The organism is Sulfurimonas hydrogeniphila, from assembly GCF_009068765.1.
Lineage (GTDB): Bacteria > Campylobacterota > Campylobacteria > Campylobacterales > Sulfurimonadaceae > Sulfurimonas > Sulfurimonas hydrogeniphila.
The window spans coordinates 1149718-1167807 of the sequence record NZ_CP035534.1 but is presented as its reverse complement, the minus strand read 5'-3'; the positions used below and the strand labels follow the sequence as shown (position 1 = coordinate 1167807).

Sequence of the window (18090 nt, the reverse complement as noted above, 5' to 3'; positions counted from 1 at the left end):
GGATTTTTTTGAAGTATCTGTATTTATCTTTAGCGCTTGTCCTGATAAGTGGATGTTCGCAGACAACCTCACAGACTGCTTCTCATAAGAAGTTGCCAAAAGCAGAATATATCAAAGGTTTGAGCGGAATTTCCCAAGATGTTTCAGAGTATGCACATGCCATAAACAAGGGCTATATTTCGTCATTAGAAAAATTTGCCACAATGTATTTTCAGCCGTGGAATATTGACAGCATGGATATTCCGTTAGAAAATGCGATGTGGGCATATAAATTATTTGATGCAACAAACAGTTATGGGGAAAATTTACAGCCACTTGATGATAGTTTTTTTAAACAAATAAAAAATAATTCTAATTTTGAAGCCTATTCCAGTGTAAACAAACAGGCAATTACCCTGAGAAAGGTGAGTATCAGAGCTTTTCCTACCACCAGGCCGGTTTTGAGAGACCCGAATAAAGCAGGCGAGGGATTTCCTTTTGACTACATGCAAAACTCTACCGTTGCCGCGAATAAGCCGCTTTTTGTTTCACACTATTCAAAAGACAGAGAGTGGGTATTTGTCAAGTCCAGCTTTGCTTACGGATGGGTACACGCACGAGACATTGTCTATATGGACAGGAAATGTGCAGAAATGTGGCAAAAGGCACAACAGGTATTTGTTTTACAGGACAATGTTCCTTTGTATACACCCAAAAAAGATTTTTTATTTAAATCCACTCTGGGAACAATGTTTCCAATCATCAGCCAAAATCAAAAAGAGTTTCACATTTTAACTATAGCAGCATACATGTTGAAAGAACCCTATTGTGTAAACACTTCAGTCAATAGGAAAATCGGACATAAGGGAATACTGAAATTTAATGCAAAAAACATCAATCTTGTAATGGGCGAACTTTTACATGTAAACTACGGATGGGGTGGCATATACAATCAGAGAGATTGTTCTTCTACACTAAGAGATTTTTTTGCACCGTTTGGTATCTGGTTGCCAAGAAATTCTTATCAGCAAAGCAGAGTAGGCAAAGTCATATCTTTAGAAAATATCTCTGATGAGAAAAAAATAAAAATGATTCAACGATACGGAGTCCCTTTTGAAACTCTGTTGTACAGAAAAGGGCATATAGCCTTGTATGTTGGAACGAAAAACAACAAGATAGTCGTTTTTCAAAATCTCTGGGGCATAAAAACACTAAGGCATGGCGTTGAGGGAAGATATATCATTGGTAAAACAGTTTTTAGCACTCTTCAAATGGGAAGCAACTTGTCTGATTTTGATGAGAGTGCCTCTTTTTTAAAAAATCTCAAAAGTATGAATATTGTGACCCGTTAATTATGTTTTTATATCCAAAAGTGTTCCCATCATCTCATTTTGGGTTTTAATGACATTGACATTCACTGCTACACTCTCTTGGGCAATAATTTCATCAGGAATCTCTTTTGCCAAATCCGTTTGACTCTTTTTTGAACCGTTGTTGTCTACTTCTCTTATGTTTACATGTAAAGAATTAGACTGAGTGGATATTTTTGCATCTTTTGGGACAAATCCTTCTGTATTGACATTTGCAATATTATTTGCAGTGACATTCAGGACATTTGTATTTGCCTGAATGGATGCAATATTATTTGAAATACTCATAAACGCCTCCTCATATGTTCTAATTATAGCATAAAGTTTTAGCGCATAGGAATACTTCCCTGGGGATTGTTTTGATTCATATTTTGAGTCTGCATACTATTTGACATAGAAGTTGTTAAGTTGTTTGTTGACATATTACGGGAAGCTTCGCCTTGGTTGGAAGCCAGATTCATAGCATATTGAGATAACTGCAGGGTTGCAGTGTAGTTTTTGGATTGAATTTCTTGTGTTTGTACAATTCTGTCTGCCATTACACCAATTTTGTCGGCCATTTCACCAATTCTATCTGCCATAGTGCCAATATCATCGGAAAGTCTGAGTATTGTTTTTGACATTGTCTGTATAGTATTATTGTAGCTCTCGTTTGTATTGTCAGCCTGATGTGCTGCAAGATAAGCTGTTGTTTTTGCCAATACTGTTATTTGTGTACTTAACTGTTCTACATCATCCAAGGCATTGAGTGCATCTTTTGTTGATTGAAATTCTTTTGTGCTGTTGTTTGGAAATGTTTCAAGTTTTGATTCAAAATTTACAACTTCTTTGGCATAAGCCTGTAAAGCTTCATCACTTTTTAGCAGAGTATCTGTTTTGTTCTTAAATGTGTCATGTATGTCATACGCATCTTCAATCGCGCTGTTTAAAAACTGTGTCGTATTGATATTGTCATTTCCAAAAAGCAGGACAGTAGTGATAAGTGACAGGCTGATAATAGTTTTTTTCATGATTTTTCCTTTTGTTGATATTATTAGTATTGTAAAAAAATTCTGTTAGCAGAGTGTTAGCAGCTAAGTGCCCAAATATAATAAATATTGAAGAACAGTTCTTCAATATTTAGTCTAAACCTAGTGCAGGTCAGCGTTGAGTTTAATTTCTCGAGTAGATCGTGATGCAGTGATTTCTCCGGTTAGAGAGTTTTGTCGGAAGTGAAGTCCATTGAAAAAAGAGAGTTGTTTTGCTTTGAAAATTTCCCCTTCAATAGCTATGCCTTTGTTTACTTCTCTGATTTTTTCAAGTTCAGTTGGGTAAATACCTACTTTTGTTCCTTCAAGAATTGCCAAACCGGCATCTATAATACAGCCATCCCCCAAAGGAATACCACAAACAGAGTTGGCTCCCAAAAGACAGTTTTTGCCGATACTGATTGGGTTTCCGTCAGTACCGCTTAGTACACCAAGAATTGAAGCACCGCCTCCGACATCAGAACCGTCACCAACAATCGCAGAAGAAGAAATACGACCTTCCACCATGCTTACACCGGTTGTTCCTGCATTAAAGTTGATGTATGAAGCCCCCGGCATTACAGTTGTCCCGGCTGCAAGCTGTGCACCGAAACGTACTTTGGAAGTGTCAAGTATACGTGTATTGTCTGCAGGAATAATGTGCTGTAAAAATCTTGGAAATTTGTCTACAAAATCAATATGCGGATACTCATTTGCAAGTTTGAGTTCAATTTCAAACTCTCGTAAATAATCAAGTTCTATCGGTTGTCCGTTAGACCATGCAACATTCGGCAATGCACCGAAGGCACCGTTAAGATTGATTTCGCGAAGTCCTACTTTTGCAAGAGAAATTGCATACAGTTTTAGATAGGTTGCTTCTACACTTTCGCAAGGCGCATCTTCAAATATAAAGCATACTTTGAATTCGCCTTCAAGACTTCCGTTGTTTACTATTTGAGAATAGAGTGCTGAAACTACTTGAATGTTTTTGTGTGCATCACCGTGTGCTTCGTCAGAATAAGGGGTAAAAGCATTGAGACAATCTTTTAAAAACTGTAAATTTATGTCACATACGACTTCATTTTGTGTAAAATCTACTGTAATTCCCTGATTTGCAAGCGCCTGGATGAAAATCGCGGCACTGCCAAAATTTTCATCCCAGTTGATTACCGGGTAGGTCGCCTGAAGAGACTTGTCGACATTTAACTGTCCCAAGTCTACTCGTGCTATACCAAAAGCCAAAGGATCTTTGTATCCGGTTGTGTTTGTTTTAATATTGTTTACCAATGCTTTAAATGCATCTGCTGTTTGAATAACGTCCATTGAATTCTCACTTAATTAATTTGATTTGCAATTATACTTAAAAACTACTAACGAAGTTTAGTATATAATTTAAATAATAAAATAAAAAGAGAATATTTTGAACACTTGGCTTGAACTACTAAAAAACGATGATTATCTTGGTATAAAAAAACATATAAAAAATGGCGGGAAACTTTCCCAAAAGAATGAGGCGGGAGAGTCTGTACTTGCCTGTGCATTACGTGCACAGTGCTCAGATGAGACAATAATGCTGCTCATAAACAACGGGGCAGACATTTTTGACTGCGATGATGAAGGTGTCAGTATTTTTGATATGGCAATTACCTATGATAAAATTGAAATAGTCAAACATCTGATAGAGCAGGGTAAAAAAGTAAATGAAACGACAAGGAAAAGCGGTTTTACCGCATTGATGGGTGCAGCATGTTACGGAAGAGTTGAAATTGCCAAACTTCTTTTAAAACATGGTGCTGACAAAAATGTACGGGACTTAAAAGGTTTCAGTGCCGTAGATTTTGCCAGAAAAATGAATAAAAAGAGCATACTCGAACTTTTTGACTATGATGAAACTGCGCCTAAAAATACCGGATATGCAAGGTAGTTTATTCAAAAAACTTCTTTTGTTTTGTGTTGTCGAGAGGTTTCCTTTTCTCTTTGGCAAGCCATTCCTGAAGCAAAGATTCAACAACTTTGCTCAGGCTCATTTTGTAGCGACTGCGTGAGTATTTCATCGCTTCATCCCATGTGTTTTTGTCAATCAACAAACTTCTTGTCACTTCGTCTTTTGGTTTCAATGGTATCCTTGTTATGATGCTTGCAGAAGTTCTATAAAACTTCTGTAGCTGTCAACGATTTTTTGGTTTTTTGTATTTTGTATATAAAATTCTATGGCTTTTTTGCCGAGTCTGGGAATTTCATTTTTAACAGCCCAGCTGCTGACGGTGCCTTCGGGTACTTCAAGGACTTCGGCGAGTTGTTTTTGTGTGATTTGAAGCTCTTTGCAAATATCTTTGACAACATTTGATTTGTCTTTTTTGATTTTTCTGTTTGCAGGTTTTAATCTTTTTTGTTTTGGTTTTTTTTGCTGTATCTCAGTAACTGTAGTACAATTCGTATCCATCCAGGCAAGAACATTTGAAGCTTCTAAAACCCAGTCGCGGGAATTAAGCTGTTTGACAACATCTTCACAAAACTCTTTTGCATACATCTGTGCTGTTTCTTTATTGCTGAGTTGGTAGAGTATTGCAAAAGCAAGCTGCAAGGCACCTTTTGAGGTGTTTCCCCAGTCAAAACCGTTCTTGGCGTATTGGTATATATCGGTACGACACGGGAGGTTCAGTTCTTTATATGTTACAAATTTATTGCCCAGTAAAGTCTTATGCCCTTTGAAGACATGGTTGTTCATTATTAATGCCATAGTTTTATTTTCTCTTATATGTTAAAAATGCAATGCTGTTCCTCTTTTTCTTTAAACTCATTTTTATGAGGTGTTAAGATAAACAACATATATAAGAGATAAAAGCAATAAAAGTACCAATAATCAAACTAACATGATAAAATTCTTTGGTTTATAATTTTTTAAATGGTATATGTTTGCGTGAAAGTTCCTCTTGAAACATATCAAAATATTTTTTTACTTCTTCATTGTTTTCTCCGCTTAAAGAGAGTTCCACATTCGGTTTGTTCTGTATAAAAATTGGCAGAGAAGAAAGCTCAATGTTTTTTGGGAGTTTTTGCATAATATCAATGAGTGTATTTTCACTTGTTTCTGCCAGCAGTGTATATCTGTATTTTTTTCTTGCCTGTGAAAAATATTTTTTTATTATTTCACTGCTCATTGGATGGGACATCGAGGGGAAACCCGGCATAAAAAAGAACCTCCTGTCTAAAGCAAAACCGGACATGTTGTTTACCGGATTTGGCAGAAGTTCTGTATTTGGCGGTATCTCAGCCATGTGGATACGATGAGGATATGCCTCGTCACCAAATTTTTTGATAATGTCTTGTTTGAATTTTTCATGTGTTACGGGCTTGGAATTTCTGAAAACTTCCGCGGCCACCTCCCGTGTCAAATCATCGGGAGTCGAACCGATGCCGCCAAAAGAGAACATCACTGCTTCTTTGTCGTCGCGTATCATTTTATAGGTGCGTTTCATCAGTCCGACATCGTCTTTGATGACAAAAGAGGCACAAAGTTCATGCCCGTATTTTGCAAGTTCATTCTTTAAAAATTCAAAATGTTTGTCAACGCGTCTTCCGTTAAGAATTTCTGTTCCAATAATAACTGCATAAAAGTTCATAGCATTACTTTTTTACATAATTATAGTATTATTTCATAAACAATTCATAAGGACAGAAAATGTCACATATAGAAAAATTAGAAGAACTGCTGACGAAAAGTGTTATTCCCGATATTACAGAAAGACTCGATGAGATTTTTGAAGAGATAGCCGGAAACAAAGAGGCAACACAGGATGCCAAAGAGGAAATAGAAGAACTCCGTGAATTCAAATCTGACCTCGAAGATGTTATAGAAGACATTAAAAACGGTGATATGGAAGAAGAAGAGGCAAAAGAGCTTGTAGCGGACATATTGGCTGCTCAAGAGTGTGAAGATGAAGAAGATTTTGGATTTAAAGAAGAGGAGGAAAATAAATGAGAATAATTCTTTTAGGCGCTCCGGGTGCAGGAAAAGGGACACAGGCGCAGTTTTTAACCAAGAAGTACAATATCCCGCAGATTTCTACAGGCGATATGCTTCGTGCCGCAATCAAAGCGGGAACTGAGATGGGAAAAATGGCAAAAGCGGCTATGGATGCGGGACAGCTCGTGACAGATGAGATTATTATAGGACTTGTCAAAGACAGAATTGCGCAGGATGACTGTAAAAACGGCTATCTTTTAGACGGGTTTCCTCGTACACTGCCTCAGGCTGATGCAGTAACTAATGCAGGAATTGCGATTGATGCCGTAATAGAGATAGATGTACCGGATGAAGAGATAGTCAAACGTATGTCAGGAAGACGCGCGCATCTGGCAAGTGGGAGAACCTATCATGTTGTTTACAATCCGCCAAAAGTAGAAGGCAAGGATGATGAAACGGGTGAAGATTTGGTACAGCGTGATGATGACAAAGAAGAAGTGGTACAGGACAGACTGAAAGTCTACCATGAGCAGACAGAACCGCTCATAGACTACTACAAAGCACAGGCTGAAAAAAATCCGAATATCAAATATATCAGAGTTGACGGCACTGCTGATATTGCAGATGTTGAAAAAGCGATTGTTTCACAACTCGGTGAATAACCGTCTGCTATGATTCGGGTCGGTAGACCCGGATATTTTCACAGCCTTTGGCATCCCGCAAGTACTGTGCATGCAATTGGCTCATGATGCCTTTGTCACAGTACAGAAGATACTCTTTGTCCTGTGGAAGCTTGTCAAACTCTGTTTTTAGTTTGTGAAAAGGTATCTTGAGCGTGTTACATGTAAGCGCAATACACTCTTCTTCCGGACGAATATCTATCACCGTAAAATCACCGTTTTTCAAAGTATGAACAACTTCAACAGGTGCCAGATTTGTAATGTCATCTATTATTTCATCAATACTTAAATATTGTGCATTTTGCACTGCTGCATCAAGTATATCATAGTTAAATTTTTCTGCCACTTTTTCCATACGCTTGAAAGAACCGTGCGTAATTGGATTTTGAGAAATAACACCACAGTATTCGGGCATACTTTCAGCAAAATGGCGTGTGCCGATTTCATTGGCTATGTTCATAATTTCGGGCTTGTTCATTGTTGCGAGAGGACGCAAAATAAGCTTGTTCGTTACCTGGTCTATGAGCGCAAGGTTACGAAGTGTCTGACTTGATACCTGCGCAACACTCTCACCGGTCACAAGGGCATCAATCTCCATAGCATCGGCTACCTGTTCGGATGCTCTAAGCATTAAACGTTTGAGCATAACACCCATGTATGTCGGCGGTGTTGCTCTGAAAATTTCTGTAAGCACATCATCAAAGGCAACGGAGACAAATTTGACCTTGTGAGAAGATCCGAATTTGTTCCAAAGATAGAGTGCAACCTGTTTCACACCTATTTCATGCGCCATACCGCCAAGATTGAAGAAAATAAAATGTGTTTTTATGCCCCGTTTCATTGTCAGATACGAAGCCACAGTAGAGTCAAAACCACCGGACATCAAAGAGAGAATATCGCCCTGTGTGCCAATAGGAAATCCGCTGAGTCCTTTGTACTTTGTGGTAATGAGATTGAGCTGATTTTGGATGAGTTCCATTTGTATAATCACATCGGGATGTTTTAAAGAAACACTTTTTGCATTTGAGTTTGCCAAAAGATGCCCGCCTACTGTTCTTTCTATATCTATGGAACTGAAAGTATGTTTTCCGGTTCGTTTTACTCTGACAACAAATGTCTTGTCATTCAACGAATCGGCAACAAGTTCGCATACTTTTGTTTTGATTTTCTCAATAGTATCCATGTCGTCAAACTGCAGCACTTCAAGAATCTGCTCAATGCCGGGAGTATCCAAAAGTTTTTGTCTTACCTCGGGCAAAACATCTTCGGGGGTTAAAACTTCCATTTTGTCAGAGAATTTTTTGACTTCGATTTTTGTGTCTATACGCTGTAAAATTGTGAGCAGGTTGTTGTAGAGTTGACCGACCATCTGGCGTTTTGCAGAGGGTCCTTTGATCATAATTTCGGGGAAAAGTTTTAAAATGAATTTTTGCACCGTTGAGGCCTTTAGATTTTTGATTGAATAAAGCTTTCCATTTCGTGAACTATCTCTTCAATACTTCGCTCACCGGAAATGACTTTTAAAATGCCTTTTTGCGTATAAAAATCTTTAATCTGCCCTAAAGGTTCCATATAGATTTTCATACGGTTGTTAAAGACTTCGTTGTTATCATCTTCACCTCTGGCGCGTCCAAGCACTCTTTGCCTGGCTGTCTCCTCGCTTACCTCTACCTCAATAACACTGGAAAGTTCAATATCTTTATGCTTTTGCAGGTAGGTATCAAGTGCAAGCATCTGCTCTACACTTCTTGGATAGCCGTCGATAATAATAATGTCAGTCGGAGAAGATTTTATAGCATTGATGATCGTCTCTATAACGATATTTATAGGAACAATTTCGCCTTTTGAGATATATCTGTGTATCTCTTTGCCCCGTTCACTCTCACTGGCAACTTCGGCTCGCAGCATATCACCGGTAGAGTAGTGTGTGATATCAGGGTTGTGTTGTGCTATGAGCTCAGCATCTGTAGTTTTACCGGAGCCTGGAGCTCCGATAATAAGAAAGAGTTTTTTTGTGTGCGACATAATATTATGCCTTTGTTTGTTCACGCAGGCGTATGTGTAAGTCACGCAGTTGTGCATTGTCAACAGGACTTGGTGCTTTAGTTAACAAACAGGACGCTTTTTGTGTTTTAGGGAATGCAATAACATCACGAATACTTGTTTTTTTCGTTAAAAGCATAATGAGTCTGTCAAATCCTAAAGCAAAACCACCGTGTGGAGGTGCACCGAATTTAAGAGCATCAAGCAGGAAACCGAATTTTTCCTGCGCCTCTTCTTCTTCGATTCCAAGCAGTTTAAAGACCTCTTCCTGTATCTCTTCTTTGTGTATACGAATAGATCCGCCACCAAGTTCTGTACCGTTTAAAACGATGTCATAAGCGATAGACTCTATCTCTTCTACATCATCTTTGTCTGTGTCTTTTGGCATGGTAAACGGATGGTGCAGCGCTTTTACACGACCGTCTTCAACTTCAAACATCGGAAAATCAACAACCCATACAAATTCAAAAGCATTTTCGTCTATCAGATTCATTTTTTCATGCTCGGCAATGAAATTTCTGAATCTTCCCATGTAATCCCATACCGTTTTTTTGTCACCTGCACCAAAGAAAACAACATCACCGACTTCAAGTTCGGTTCTCTCGATTATAAGCGCAATATCTTCTTCGGAGAAGAATTTGGTCAGAGGACCTTTAAGCCCGTCTTCTTTCATCTGGAAATATCCAAGACCATGTGCACCAAATTTGCGAACGTATTCTTCAAAAGATTTCATTTCGCGTTTTGAAAATATCAGATCAGCACCTGGAACTTTGAGCGCTTTAATACGGTTAACATGCGGTTTTTTTGCAATATTTGTAAATATTTCATTATCACATCGTTCAAAAATGTCAATGACATCTACCATTTTAAGGTCATAACGTAAATCCGGTTTGTCAGAGCCGTATAATTCCATAGCGTCTTTATATGTAATACGGTTAAAAGGAGGCTTGATTTCAACACCACAGGCATCAAACATTGCCACAAGCAGATCTTCGGCTATTTTCATAACATCTTCTTGATTACAAAAACTCATCTCAACATCTATCTGCGTAAATTCAGGCTGACGGTCTGCCCGCAAGTCTTCATCACGGAAACATTTTGCGATTTGAAAGTATCTGTCAAATCCGCCAACCATCAAGAGCTGTTTGAAAAGCTGTGGTGACTGTGGCAGGGCATAAAACTCACCATTGTGCACACGAGACGGTACCAAATAATCTCTGGCGCCTTCGGGAGTCGATTTTGTCAAAATCGGTGTTTCAACTTCCAAAAATCCGTTTTTATCCAAAATGTTTCTTGCCGCAATCGCTGCTTTTGAACGCAGGCGAAAAACTTCATACATATCAGGATCACGAAGTTCCAGGTAACGATATTTCAATCTTGTCTCTTCACCGACATTTTTATCGCCAATGACAAAAGGAGTAGGAGCAGATTTGTTTTCTATAATCAGTTCTTTTACAATAATTTCAATAGCACCGGTTTTCAAACGGGGATTTGTCAAACCTTCTCCGCGAAGACGAACGGTTCCTTTGACTATTAAAACATATTCATCACGGACATTGTTTGCAACTTTATGCGCTTCTTTAGAGTCTTCAGGGTCACATGTAAGCTGAATAAGTCCTGTTTTATCACGCAAATCTATGAAAATAATTCCACCATGGTCACGATAATTATTCGCCCAGCCGGTAAGAACGACATCTTCTCCAACATTTGTTTCATTTAAATCTGTACAGTAATGAGTTCTCAAAATATAGAGTCCTATATAAATAATTTTCGCGATTATACCTAAATATAGTATAATTAACAAAATTATTACACAAATGAGCAATTTTGAAAACAAATACAATTAAAAAAATCGGTGTTGTTTTACGACCGTCCACTCCTGAACTCAAAGAGAGCTATTTTAAGCTTGAAAAAATTTTTAACAAACATAACATAGAAGTAATTATAGACAGTATCAGCGGGGGCATGATAGGTGTAATGGGGATGGAATTTGAATATCTGTGTGAAAACTCCGATATTCTTGTAACGCTTGGAGGAGACGGAACACTTATATCGACTGTCAGACGCTCTTTTCGGTATGATGTGCCGATATTTGGCATTTATGCCGGTTCTCTCGGATTTTTGGCGGATATCAACCTCAACGAATTAGAAGAGTTTGTTGCCAATCTGGTTGCAGGCAACTACAGAGTGGATGAAAGATCTATTTTGGAAGCCCAGTTTATACAAAACAACAAAGAAGTTGTCCTTTATGCTTTTAATGACATTGTTATCACACGGGCTTCCGTTTCAAATATGATACATGTAGAGACCCTGGTTGATTCAAAAGCATTCAATACCTATTATGGTGACGGTGTGATAGTGGCTACTCCGACAGGCTCAACCGCATACAATCTTTCAGCAGGAGGTCCCGTTTTGTTTCCTCTGACAAATGTTTTTGCCCTGACTCCAATATGTCCGCATTCTTTGACACAAAGACCTGTGGTCTTACCGGGGAAATTCTCCATAGAGATGAAAACACCAAAAGACAAAGCATTGCTTATCATAGACGGACAGGACAAGCATGAACTCGAAATAGGGCAGAGCATACATATAAAACTGGCCAAAAAAAGAGTCAAGCTCATTCACAGAGACGAATTCAACTATTTTGATGTGTTAAAAGAAAAGCTGCATTGGGGTGACTAGTCTATATTGATACTCGATGAACTGTCAGAATTCTTTTTAATCATTCTTTTTATCTGTTCTGCTGTATAGCTCTTTTGATGAGGATTTTCATTGAGCAGATCAAATCTTATTTGTATGGTAAGTTTGCCGAGTGCTTCTCCCAACTGTTGGTCATCGTTGCTGAGTGTCCCGTCTTTGGAAAGTATTGAAATGACTTTGAGAAAGTTATTGTATTCGTTCAAAACGGCAGGTGAGGCAAAAATAGCAAGTCTGTGTGTCACAAATCGCAGTTTTGTTATCTCTTTGTCCGTCAGAAGAGACTGTTCTGACATGCTCTCCATCAAGTCCAAAAGTCTTTCGTAGGTTGCCGCTTTTAAATCAAGAAATTTGATATTCTGTTCTTTTTCTATTTCAACTTCTGTCTGTTTGTTCAGCAGCAGTGCGGTTATGAAAACTGTTGCAATAGTACCAAGAATGATGAGGACAATCTCCTGAGTAAAAGGAGTGCTGTCTGTCACTTTATATGCATAACGCAGATAGGCATAGCCGGCAATCAGCGTTATAAATGTCAGAAGAAGATAGAGAAGTTTTTTTGTATAATTGTTCATATAAGAATCTGCCTTTAAAAATAATACGCTAATTTTATCTAAATCAAATAAAGATATAATAAGAGCATGAAAACATTGACACACTATTTACTTGCTGTATTTCTTTTGCAAAGCTCTCTTTTGGCACACCAAAACCATGCTGTTGTTTTGCAGTACCATCGGTTTGATGAAAACAGATACCCCTCTACGAGTATATCTATGGAACTATTTACACAACAGATGCAATACCTGGCAGACAACAACTATACTGTCTGGCCGTTTTCCAAAGTCGTCAAGTACTTGCTACAGAAAAAAGAACTGCCGGATAAAACTGTTTCAATCACAATCGATGACGGATATCGGAGTGTTTATACAAAGGCGTATCCTCTTTTGAAAAAATATCATCTCCCTTTTACGATATTTGTCAATTCTGTTCCTGTTGTGCATGAGTCTGTTCATTATTTGACCTGGGATGAAATGCGTGAGATGGGAAAATACGGTGCAGAGTATGCAAACCACACCTATTCCCATCAGTTTTTAGTGCGCGATGGCATAAAAGATCCAAAAAACTATAAAAAACATGTTACCAAAGAGATAAAAATGTGTGAAGTGAAAATAGAAAAAGAGCTTGGCGATAAAGTCTGCACTGACCCGAAAATACTGGCATATCCTTTTGGCGAATATGATATGCAACTGATACAGTTGGTCAAAAATCTAGGCTACATTGGTGTGGCACAAAATTCTGGTCCGATTTCAGACAAAAGCAACTTTATGGCTTTGACACGGTTTCCAATGTCGGGAGGTTTTGGAGAGATGAAGCAGTTTGCAGTGAAAATAAATACGCTTCCTTTGCCTTTAGAAGCTGTTTCAAGTGAGGAAACGCTGGTGACACAGGCGAACAATCCCCCTGTATTAACCTTAACACTGCAAAAGCCTTTAAAAGACTTACAGTGTTTTACCGCTGAGGGGGAAAAACTACACATGCAGTGGCTTGATGAAAAAACTGTGAAAGTACAATCAAAAGAACCCTTGCTCTATCCGCGAAACCATTATACGTGTACCGCCCATGCAAAAGGAGATGCCTGGTACTGGTACAGTCATTTGTGGGTTGTTTTGAAGTAAAACTACTTTGTAAATGCGGCACTCATATAACCGACTACCTGTGACTTGTCTCCGCTTGCATCTGCACTGGTTCTGTAATCAAGCAGTGTCGGTTTCAGACCGTTTTGTATTGCTGCTATCAGCATCGCTTCTACGCCTATAATCCCGCAGGCTTCACAGCCCTGATGTAACTCAGCAGGATTGAGATTGGCTACGGCATCAAGGCAAACGGTATCAAGAGTTTTTGCTTTTTCAATGTCATAATAATGGCTCAGATCCGTACTAATAACAACAACAGTATCTTCATCCTCTAACAAATATTCAATAACTTTTGCCAAATTGGACGGATTTTCATTTCCATAGACAAGTTCCACAACAGAAGCTTCCGGCAGATAGTTTTTTACAAAGGGCATCTGTACTTCTGTTGAGTGTTCTGCATGGGCGTCCGGCTGAAAATGTAAGCCGAATTTCTCTATCAATTCATTTGCAAGTTTTTTATCTATAGGCAGGTTTCCAAGCGGTGTTTCATAACTGTCATATTCCGCAACACTTGTACCGTTTAAATAGACACGGTGACTCGGTCCAATCACCACCACACGTTTTGCATGAGAATTTTTTAGTAATCTAAAGGCGATATTTGCCGTAAATGCAGAATAAACATAGCCTGCATGCGGCACAATAACAGCTCTTGGCTTTAATTCAAGGACTGACTCGTCTTTTATGGACTCATCTATTATTTTATTGTAATGAGTGAACATTTTTTGTATCTCTTTTTTGCTTGCGGGATAGAACTGCCCGGCAACTGCATCTTTTCTTATACTCATTTCCATACTCCTTCTATAACTCGTCCGCATTTTGGACAATGTCCCTCAATGAGAGAATTTTTTGTGACTGCATAGCCTGTTCTGTCTATAAGCAAAGTCCCGCAATCCGGACAGTAGGTATCGCCGTGGACGGGAACATTTCCCATATAAACATACAATAAACCTGCTTTTTTTGCTATATCACTGGCACGCTGCAGGGTTTGCAGTTTTGTATATTCGTGATCCTGCATTTTGTAATCAGGGTGAAAAGCACTCAAATGCCAGGGCACATGTACGCCCAGATCATTGGCTATAAATGATGCCATTGCTTCTAAATCTTCATCACTGTCATTATCGCCTTCTATTAAAAGTGTCGTCACTTCCACCCAGATACCTTCTTTGACCATACCTTTGAGTGTCTCTTTGACCGCTTCAAGTCCGCCTTTTAATACTTTTTTGTAATAGGCATCGTCCCAGCTTTTAAGGTCTACATTGGCAGCATCAAGCCACGAGGCCATATCTTTGACAACTTCCGGGGTTTCAAATCCGTTTGTGACAAAAATATTTTTCAGTCCTTTTTGCCTTGCAATGACGCCGATATCTTTGGCATACGGGTAAAATATAGTCGGTTCATTGTAGGTGTAGGCAATGGAAGAAGCACCGTTCTCCAAAGCCAGATCAACCATCTTTTCGGGAGAAATATAGACGCTTTCATCGACTGTATGCTCTTGTGAAATCTGCCAGTTCTGGCAGAACGGGCATTTGAAATTACAGCCGACTGTCCCAAAAGAGAGGGCTGTAGTCCCCGGCAAGAGATGGTAGAGCGGTTTTTTCTCGACAGGATCAACATTCAGTGCACTCGGATGCCCGTAAACAAGTGTTTTAAGTGCTCCGTTTTCATTTTTATTGACGCCGCACACACCCACCTGCCCCTCTTTCATTTGGCAATAGTGTTGGCATAATATACATTTAATTTTTTCTTTTTCCGGTATTGTTTCATAATAATTCATATTAGTCTCCTTGAGTTAATCTTCTTTATACAGGAAGACTCAACTAAGGGATATCTTAGCAAAATTATTATAAAAAGTCAAATATTTTTTTCTTAAGAATATTTGAACTATTTTTGAGTATGCATTTCAACTTCTTTGGGTCAAAGTCGCAGTGGTATAATAGTTGTAAAAGGAAAAAATATGTTAAAAAACAAGAAATCTTCGATAAAAGGTGCCTTTTTCGGTGCACTGGCGGGCGATGCTTTGTGTCTGGGTTCGCATTATGAGTATGACGCACAGAAAATCTACAAAGCATACGGAAACAAATCGATAGAAAAATTTATGAGTCCGGGTGAAATGATGGGCGGACAGACACATGGAATAGGGTGGGGAGAACGCAATTATCACCCCGGAAAAAAAGCAGGCGGAACTACTGACTATGGCGATTACAATATAGTCATTTTAGAACATCTGGCAGCTACGGCTAATCCGCCAAGAGAATTTGATGTCGCTTCATTGCTGCCACACTGGATGAATCGTTTGGAAAACGGATGGGGTTCATGGATTTGTACGATGACAAAAGAGACCTATGCGCAGGTGAAACAAGGTGTGCCTGTTGAGCGTTTGGGTGGAGGCTCCAACGCCACAGCCATCCGTCATGTAGCAGCCCATGCCTATTATGACAATGAAGAAACACTTGCCCGTGTTGCACGCCAGGCTATGTTTACGCATCGTCATCCCGAAGCACTTGAGGGAGGTGAATTTTTTGCCAGAGTTACACATCGTGTCATTCACGGTTCAACTCCACGTGATGCCATTGAAACAGTGGCAGTACAGATGGGAGGCTTTATAGAAAGCAAGGTGGCACAGGCAATAGCAAAACACAAAGAAGCAACAGATGAAAACAGCAAACTCTTAAAAGAGAAGTTCTGTGATGATCTGGCACTGACATCTATGGCAAAACTCTGGGATGTGGGAAGAAGTGAGCCTATTAAAGTAGGAAAAGCATCTCCCACACAGGGAACTTTACCGGGTTCGGTCTATTTTATACTTAAATATGCTGAAAACAAGAACGGACTTAACGAGGCTCTGGCTGCGAATGCTATGGTTGGCGGAGACAACGCTTCACGGGCAATTGCCATAGGCATGGTACTTGGTGCATACTTTGGCGTAGATGCAATTAATTCTCAATGGAGGGAAACTCTTGATCAATGGGAATATTGTGAAAAACTTTTAGAGACACTGCCTCTTTTAAAAGAGGTATAAAATTCAGTTATATTATGAATTTTGCTATACTTTCGCTTAAAAATTCCAGAAAAAGGATGAGTAATAGAACCTCAGAGCGAAATTACCAGAAAAAACCTTACAGTTATGATGACTTTGTTTTATGAAAAAGCCATAGAAGATACAATACTGGGACCTTATTTTATCCATGAACTCGGAGATGATATGCAAAGTGAAGAGTGGGTTGAGCATATTGATCTTTTGGCTGATTTTTGGTTGGCCAAGATGCTTGGTCAAAAAACCTATAAAGGAAACTTCATAGGTGCACATATTAAACTTCCCCAAATCAGCAGAGAAAGTTTTGACAGATGGTTGGAACTTTTCTCTTTAAGTGTTGATGAAGTCTATGTGTCTGAGATTGCCGAAGTTTTTAAGAAAAAAGGAACTCTGTTTTCGCAACAGTTTATAAATAATAAACTCAAGATTTAGAATCTATGATGAACATGAAAGTCCGATGTTCTTGTACTCTTCGGGTGTTTCCTGTGTAAAATGCTCAAATTCAGGTAATTCATCATAAGGTTTTCTTGCAATGTGCAAAAGTGTCTGTACCATTGAAAAATCACCTTTTTGGGCAAGGAGTATCGCCTCTTGCAGCATATAGTTTTTTAAAACATATTTTGGGTTGGCTTTGAGCATTGCTATATCATAAAGCTGTAAAAATCACTATCGAGTAAAAGGTAGGATGTTTGTAAAATCATATCATTAAGTTTCATAGAATAATATTACATGCAGAGGGCTAAAAAGAGGGCAGTACTCAGGATTTACTTTCTTATTTTTTGTGCCAGCTAAGGAAAAGAATTATATAATATTTCCTTAAAAGAAGAAGGAAATAAATTTTGACAGATGAAAAAACTGCTATATACTTTAAAGTAACACCTGCGCAAAAAGAGACAATAGATTTAAGAGCACAGGAGAATGGTTTTGATGATGTTCGTGCATATTTAAAAGTTGTAGCGCTCAGAGCACAGACTTTCAGTATCTCGGATGCAGGCTTGTCTACAGAAGAGCCTGCAGTTGAACTTGGATTCAGTGTAAATAAACTGCAAAAAGAGATACTTGAGGAAAAAGCGCAAGAAAGCGGGGCAAAAGAGCTTGCACAATATTTAATTTATGTTGCCCTGCACGGAGTAGTGACATCAGTCATCGAAATACGCTCAACCGGAAAGCTTGATTCGATGCTTGAACGTATTATGGCAAGTAAAAGGAGATAAAAAATATGCTGATTAAACCGCATGAGGTACAACAGGTAAGCAATGAAGTGATTAATATGCTTCATGACGAGGAAATTGAGATTATTAACAGTTTTTATGATGCAGTCGTGGCAAAAGATATAGAAAAAATTGATGAGCTTTTTAAAGTTGTTTTGTTTGATGTTGAAGACCATTTTCAGACAGAAGAAGAGATGATGAAACAAAATAATTATACCAATTACCAAGTTCACAAGAATGACCATGATACAATGAGAGAAAAGATTGCAAAGTTTTTTGAAAGATGGCTTGTTTTGAAAAGTCCCCTTGAACTGCAGGATTTTTTAGAAACTGATTTCAAAAAGTGGCTGGTTTTACATGTATCCAAATGGGATTCGGAGATGGCCTTGCATTTGGGACATGCAATGTAGT

Annotated in this window: 23 protein-coding genes; 10 read left to right on the top strand and 13 right to left on the bottom strand. The window is 38.6% G+C overall.

The window, feature by feature from the left end:
* Positions 1-8: 8 nt before the first annotated feature.
* The gene (locus ETP70_RS06190) at positions 9-1331 is read left to right on the top strand and encodes an SH3 domain-containing protein (protein WP_151900363.1); all 1323 of its coding nucleotides are present in this window, start codon (positions 9-11) and stop codon (positions 1329-1331) included.
* On the opposite strand, the gene ETP70_RS06185 is transcribed toward ETP70_RS06190, so the two are convergent.
* From ETP70_RS06185 to ETP70_RS06175, 3 genes are all read right to left on the bottom strand, one after another.
* Entirely contained in the window at positions 1332-1637 is a 306-nt protein-coding gene (locus ETP70_RS06185) for a flagellar basal body protein (protein ID WP_151900362.1), read from the bottom strand. It abuts the gene before it with no gap.
* A 38-nt stretch (positions 1638-1675) separates the two neighbouring features.
* The gene (locus tag ETP70_RS06180; protein WP_151900361.1) at positions 1676-2359 is read right to left on the bottom strand and encodes a hypothetical protein; all 684 of its coding nucleotides are present in this window, start codon (positions 2357-2359) and stop codon (positions 1676-1678) included.
* A 120-nt stretch (positions 2360-2479) separates the two neighbouring features.
* The gene (locus ETP70_RS06175; protein ID WP_151900360.1) at positions 2480-3679 is read right to left on the bottom strand and encodes a tetrahydrodipicolinate N-succinyltransferase N-terminal domain-containing protein; all 1200 of its coding nucleotides are present in this window, start codon (positions 3677-3679) and stop codon (positions 2480-2482) included.
* A 97-nt stretch (positions 3680-3776) separates the two neighbouring features.
* Here ETP70_RS06175 and ETP70_RS06170 point away from each other — a divergent pair, with 97 nt between their 5' ends.
* Positions 3777-4280 carry an ankyrin repeat domain-containing protein gene (locus tag ETP70_RS06170; protein ID WP_151900359.1) on the top strand — a complete coding sequence of 168 codons (504 nt, stop codon included), beginning with the start codon at positions 3777-3779 and terminating at the stop codon, positions 4278-4280.
* Between the two features lies 1 nt (position 4281).
* On the opposite strand, the gene ETP70_RS06165 is transcribed toward ETP70_RS06170, so the two are convergent.
* The 3 genes from ETP70_RS06165 to ETP70_RS06155 form a co-directional block, all read right to left on the bottom strand.
* Positions 4282-4473 carry a hypothetical protein gene (locus ETP70_RS06165; protein WP_151900358.1) on the bottom strand — a complete coding sequence of 64 codons (192 nt, stop codon included), beginning with the start codon at positions 4471-4473 and terminating at the stop codon, positions 4282-4284.
* An 11-nt stretch (positions 4474-4484) separates the two neighbouring features.
* Positions 4485-5096 carry a DUF6166 domain-containing protein gene (locus ETP70_RS06160; RefSeq protein WP_151900357.1) on the bottom strand — a complete coding sequence of 204 codons (612 nt, stop codon included), beginning with the start codon at positions 5094-5096 and terminating at the stop codon, positions 4485-4487.
* Positions 5097-5247: 151 nt separating this feature from the next.
* The gene (locus ETP70_RS06155; RefSeq protein WP_151900356.1) at positions 5248-5979 is read right to left on the bottom strand and encodes a competence/damage-inducible protein A; all 732 of its coding nucleotides are present in this window, start codon (positions 5977-5979) and stop codon (positions 5248-5250) included.
* 59 nt (positions 5980-6038) lie between these two features.
* Here ETP70_RS06155 and ETP70_RS06150 point away from each other — a divergent pair, with 59 nt between their 5' ends.
* Positions 6039-6338: a hypothetical protein gene (locus ETP70_RS06150; RefSeq protein WP_151900355.1), complete on the top strand. Its 300-nt coding sequence runs from the start codon at positions 6039-6041 to the stop codon at positions 6336-6338.
* Complete coding sequence (adk, locus tag ETP70_RS06145) at positions 6335-6985, top strand: adenylate kinase (RefSeq protein WP_151900354.1); 651 nt, start codon at positions 6335-6337, stop codon at positions 6983-6985. The genes ETP70_RS06150 and adk overlap by 4 nt, the downstream gene beginning before the upstream one ends.
* Before the next feature lie 7 nt (positions 6986-6992).
* Here the strand turns inward: adk and thiI are convergent, their stop codons facing one another.
* From thiI to aspS, 3 genes are read right to left on the bottom strand one after another with little or no spacing between them, the layout of a single operon-like run.
* Entirely contained in the window at positions 6993-8402 is a 1410-nt protein-coding gene (thiI, locus tag ETP70_RS06140) for a tRNA uracil 4-sulfurtransferase ThiI (RefSeq protein WP_230973333.1), read from the bottom strand.
* A gap of 47 nt (positions 8403-8449) precedes the next feature.
* Complete coding sequence (locus tag ETP70_RS06135; protein ID WP_151900352.1) at positions 8450-9028, bottom strand: adenylate kinase; 579 nt, start codon at positions 9026-9028, stop codon at positions 8450-8452.
* A 4-nt stretch (positions 9029-9032) separates the two neighbouring features.
* Positions 9033-10790: an aspartate--tRNA ligase gene (gene aspS / locus ETP70_RS06130; protein WP_151900351.1), complete on the bottom strand. Its 1758-nt coding sequence runs from the start codon at positions 10788-10790 to the stop codon at positions 9033-9035.
* Positions 10791-10873: 83 nt separating this feature from the next.
* On the opposite strand from aspS, the gene ETP70_RS06125 reads away from it, so the two are divergent.
* On the top strand, positions 10874-11728 hold the full coding sequence (locus ETP70_RS06125; RefSeq protein WP_151900350.1) for an NAD(+)/NADH kinase: 855 nt from the start codon (positions 10874-10876) through the stop codon (positions 11726-11728).
* Here ETP70_RS06125 and ETP70_RS06120 read toward each other — a convergent pair.
* Positions 11725-12315: a hypothetical protein gene (locus ETP70_RS06120; protein WP_151900349.1), complete on the bottom strand. Its 591-nt coding sequence runs from the start codon at positions 12313-12315 to the stop codon at positions 11725-11727. The genes ETP70_RS06125 and ETP70_RS06120 overlap by 4 nt on opposite strands.
* Positions 12316-12381: 66 nt before the next feature.
* Here ETP70_RS06120 and ETP70_RS06115 point away from each other — a divergent pair, with 66 nt between their 5' ends.
* Entirely contained in the window at positions 12382-13416 is a 1035-nt protein-coding gene (locus ETP70_RS06115) for a polysaccharide deacetylase family protein (protein ID WP_151900348.1), read from the top strand.
* Positions 13417-13418: 2 nt separating this feature from the next.
* Here the strand turns inward: ETP70_RS06115 and amrB are convergent, their stop codons facing one another.
* Together amrB and amrS are read right to left on the bottom strand one after the other, a co-directional pair.
* Positions 13419-14219 (bottom strand): AmmeMemoRadiSam system protein B, encoded by an 801-nt coding sequence (gene amrB, locus ETP70_RS06110; protein WP_151900347.1) that lies wholly within the window; start codon positions 14217-14219, stop codon positions 13419-13421.
* Positions 14216-15208: an AmmeMemoRadiSam system radical SAM enzyme gene (gene amrS, locus ETP70_RS06105; RefSeq protein ID WP_151900346.1), complete on the bottom strand. Its 993-nt coding sequence runs from the start codon at positions 15206-15208 to the stop codon at positions 14216-14218. The genes amrB and amrS overlap by 4 nt, the downstream gene beginning before the upstream one ends.
* A gap of 180 nt (positions 15209-15388) precedes the next feature.
* Between amrS and ETP70_RS06100 the strand changes: the two genes are divergently transcribed.
* Both ETP70_RS06100 and ETP70_RS06095 read left to right on the top strand, forming a co-directional pair.
* Entirely contained in the window at positions 15389-16453 is a 1065-nt protein-coding gene (locus ETP70_RS06100; RefSeq protein WP_151900345.1) for an ADP-ribosylglycohydrolase family protein, read from the top strand.
* Between the two features lie 105 nt (positions 16454-16558).
* Entirely contained in the window at positions 16559-16900 is a 342-nt protein-coding gene (locus tag ETP70_RS06095; protein ID WP_151900344.1) for a group III truncated hemoglobin, read from the top strand.
* Between the two features lie 3 nt (positions 16901-16903).
* On the opposite strand, the gene ETP70_RS06090 is transcribed toward ETP70_RS06095, so the two are convergent.
* Positions 16904-17107 carry a hypothetical protein gene (locus tag ETP70_RS06090; protein ID WP_188110064.1) on the bottom strand — a complete coding sequence of 68 codons (204 nt, stop codon included), beginning with the start codon at positions 17105-17107 and terminating at the stop codon, positions 16904-16906.
* A gap of 200 nt (positions 17108-17307) precedes the next feature.
* Here ETP70_RS06090 and ETP70_RS06085 point away from each other — a divergent pair, with 200 nt between their 5' ends.
* Both ETP70_RS06085 and ETP70_RS06080 read left to right on the top strand, forming a co-directional pair.
* Positions 17308-17682 carry a hypothetical protein gene (locus ETP70_RS06085; RefSeq protein ID WP_151900343.1) on the top strand — a complete coding sequence of 125 codons (375 nt, stop codon included), beginning with the start codon at positions 17308-17310 and terminating at the stop codon, positions 17680-17682.
* Between the two features lie 5 nt (positions 17683-17687).
* On the top strand, positions 17688-18089 hold the full coding sequence (locus ETP70_RS06080) for a bacteriohemerythrin (protein ID WP_151900342.1): 402 nt from the start codon (positions 17688-17690) through the stop codon (positions 18087-18089).
* Position 18090: the final 1 nt, after the last annotated feature.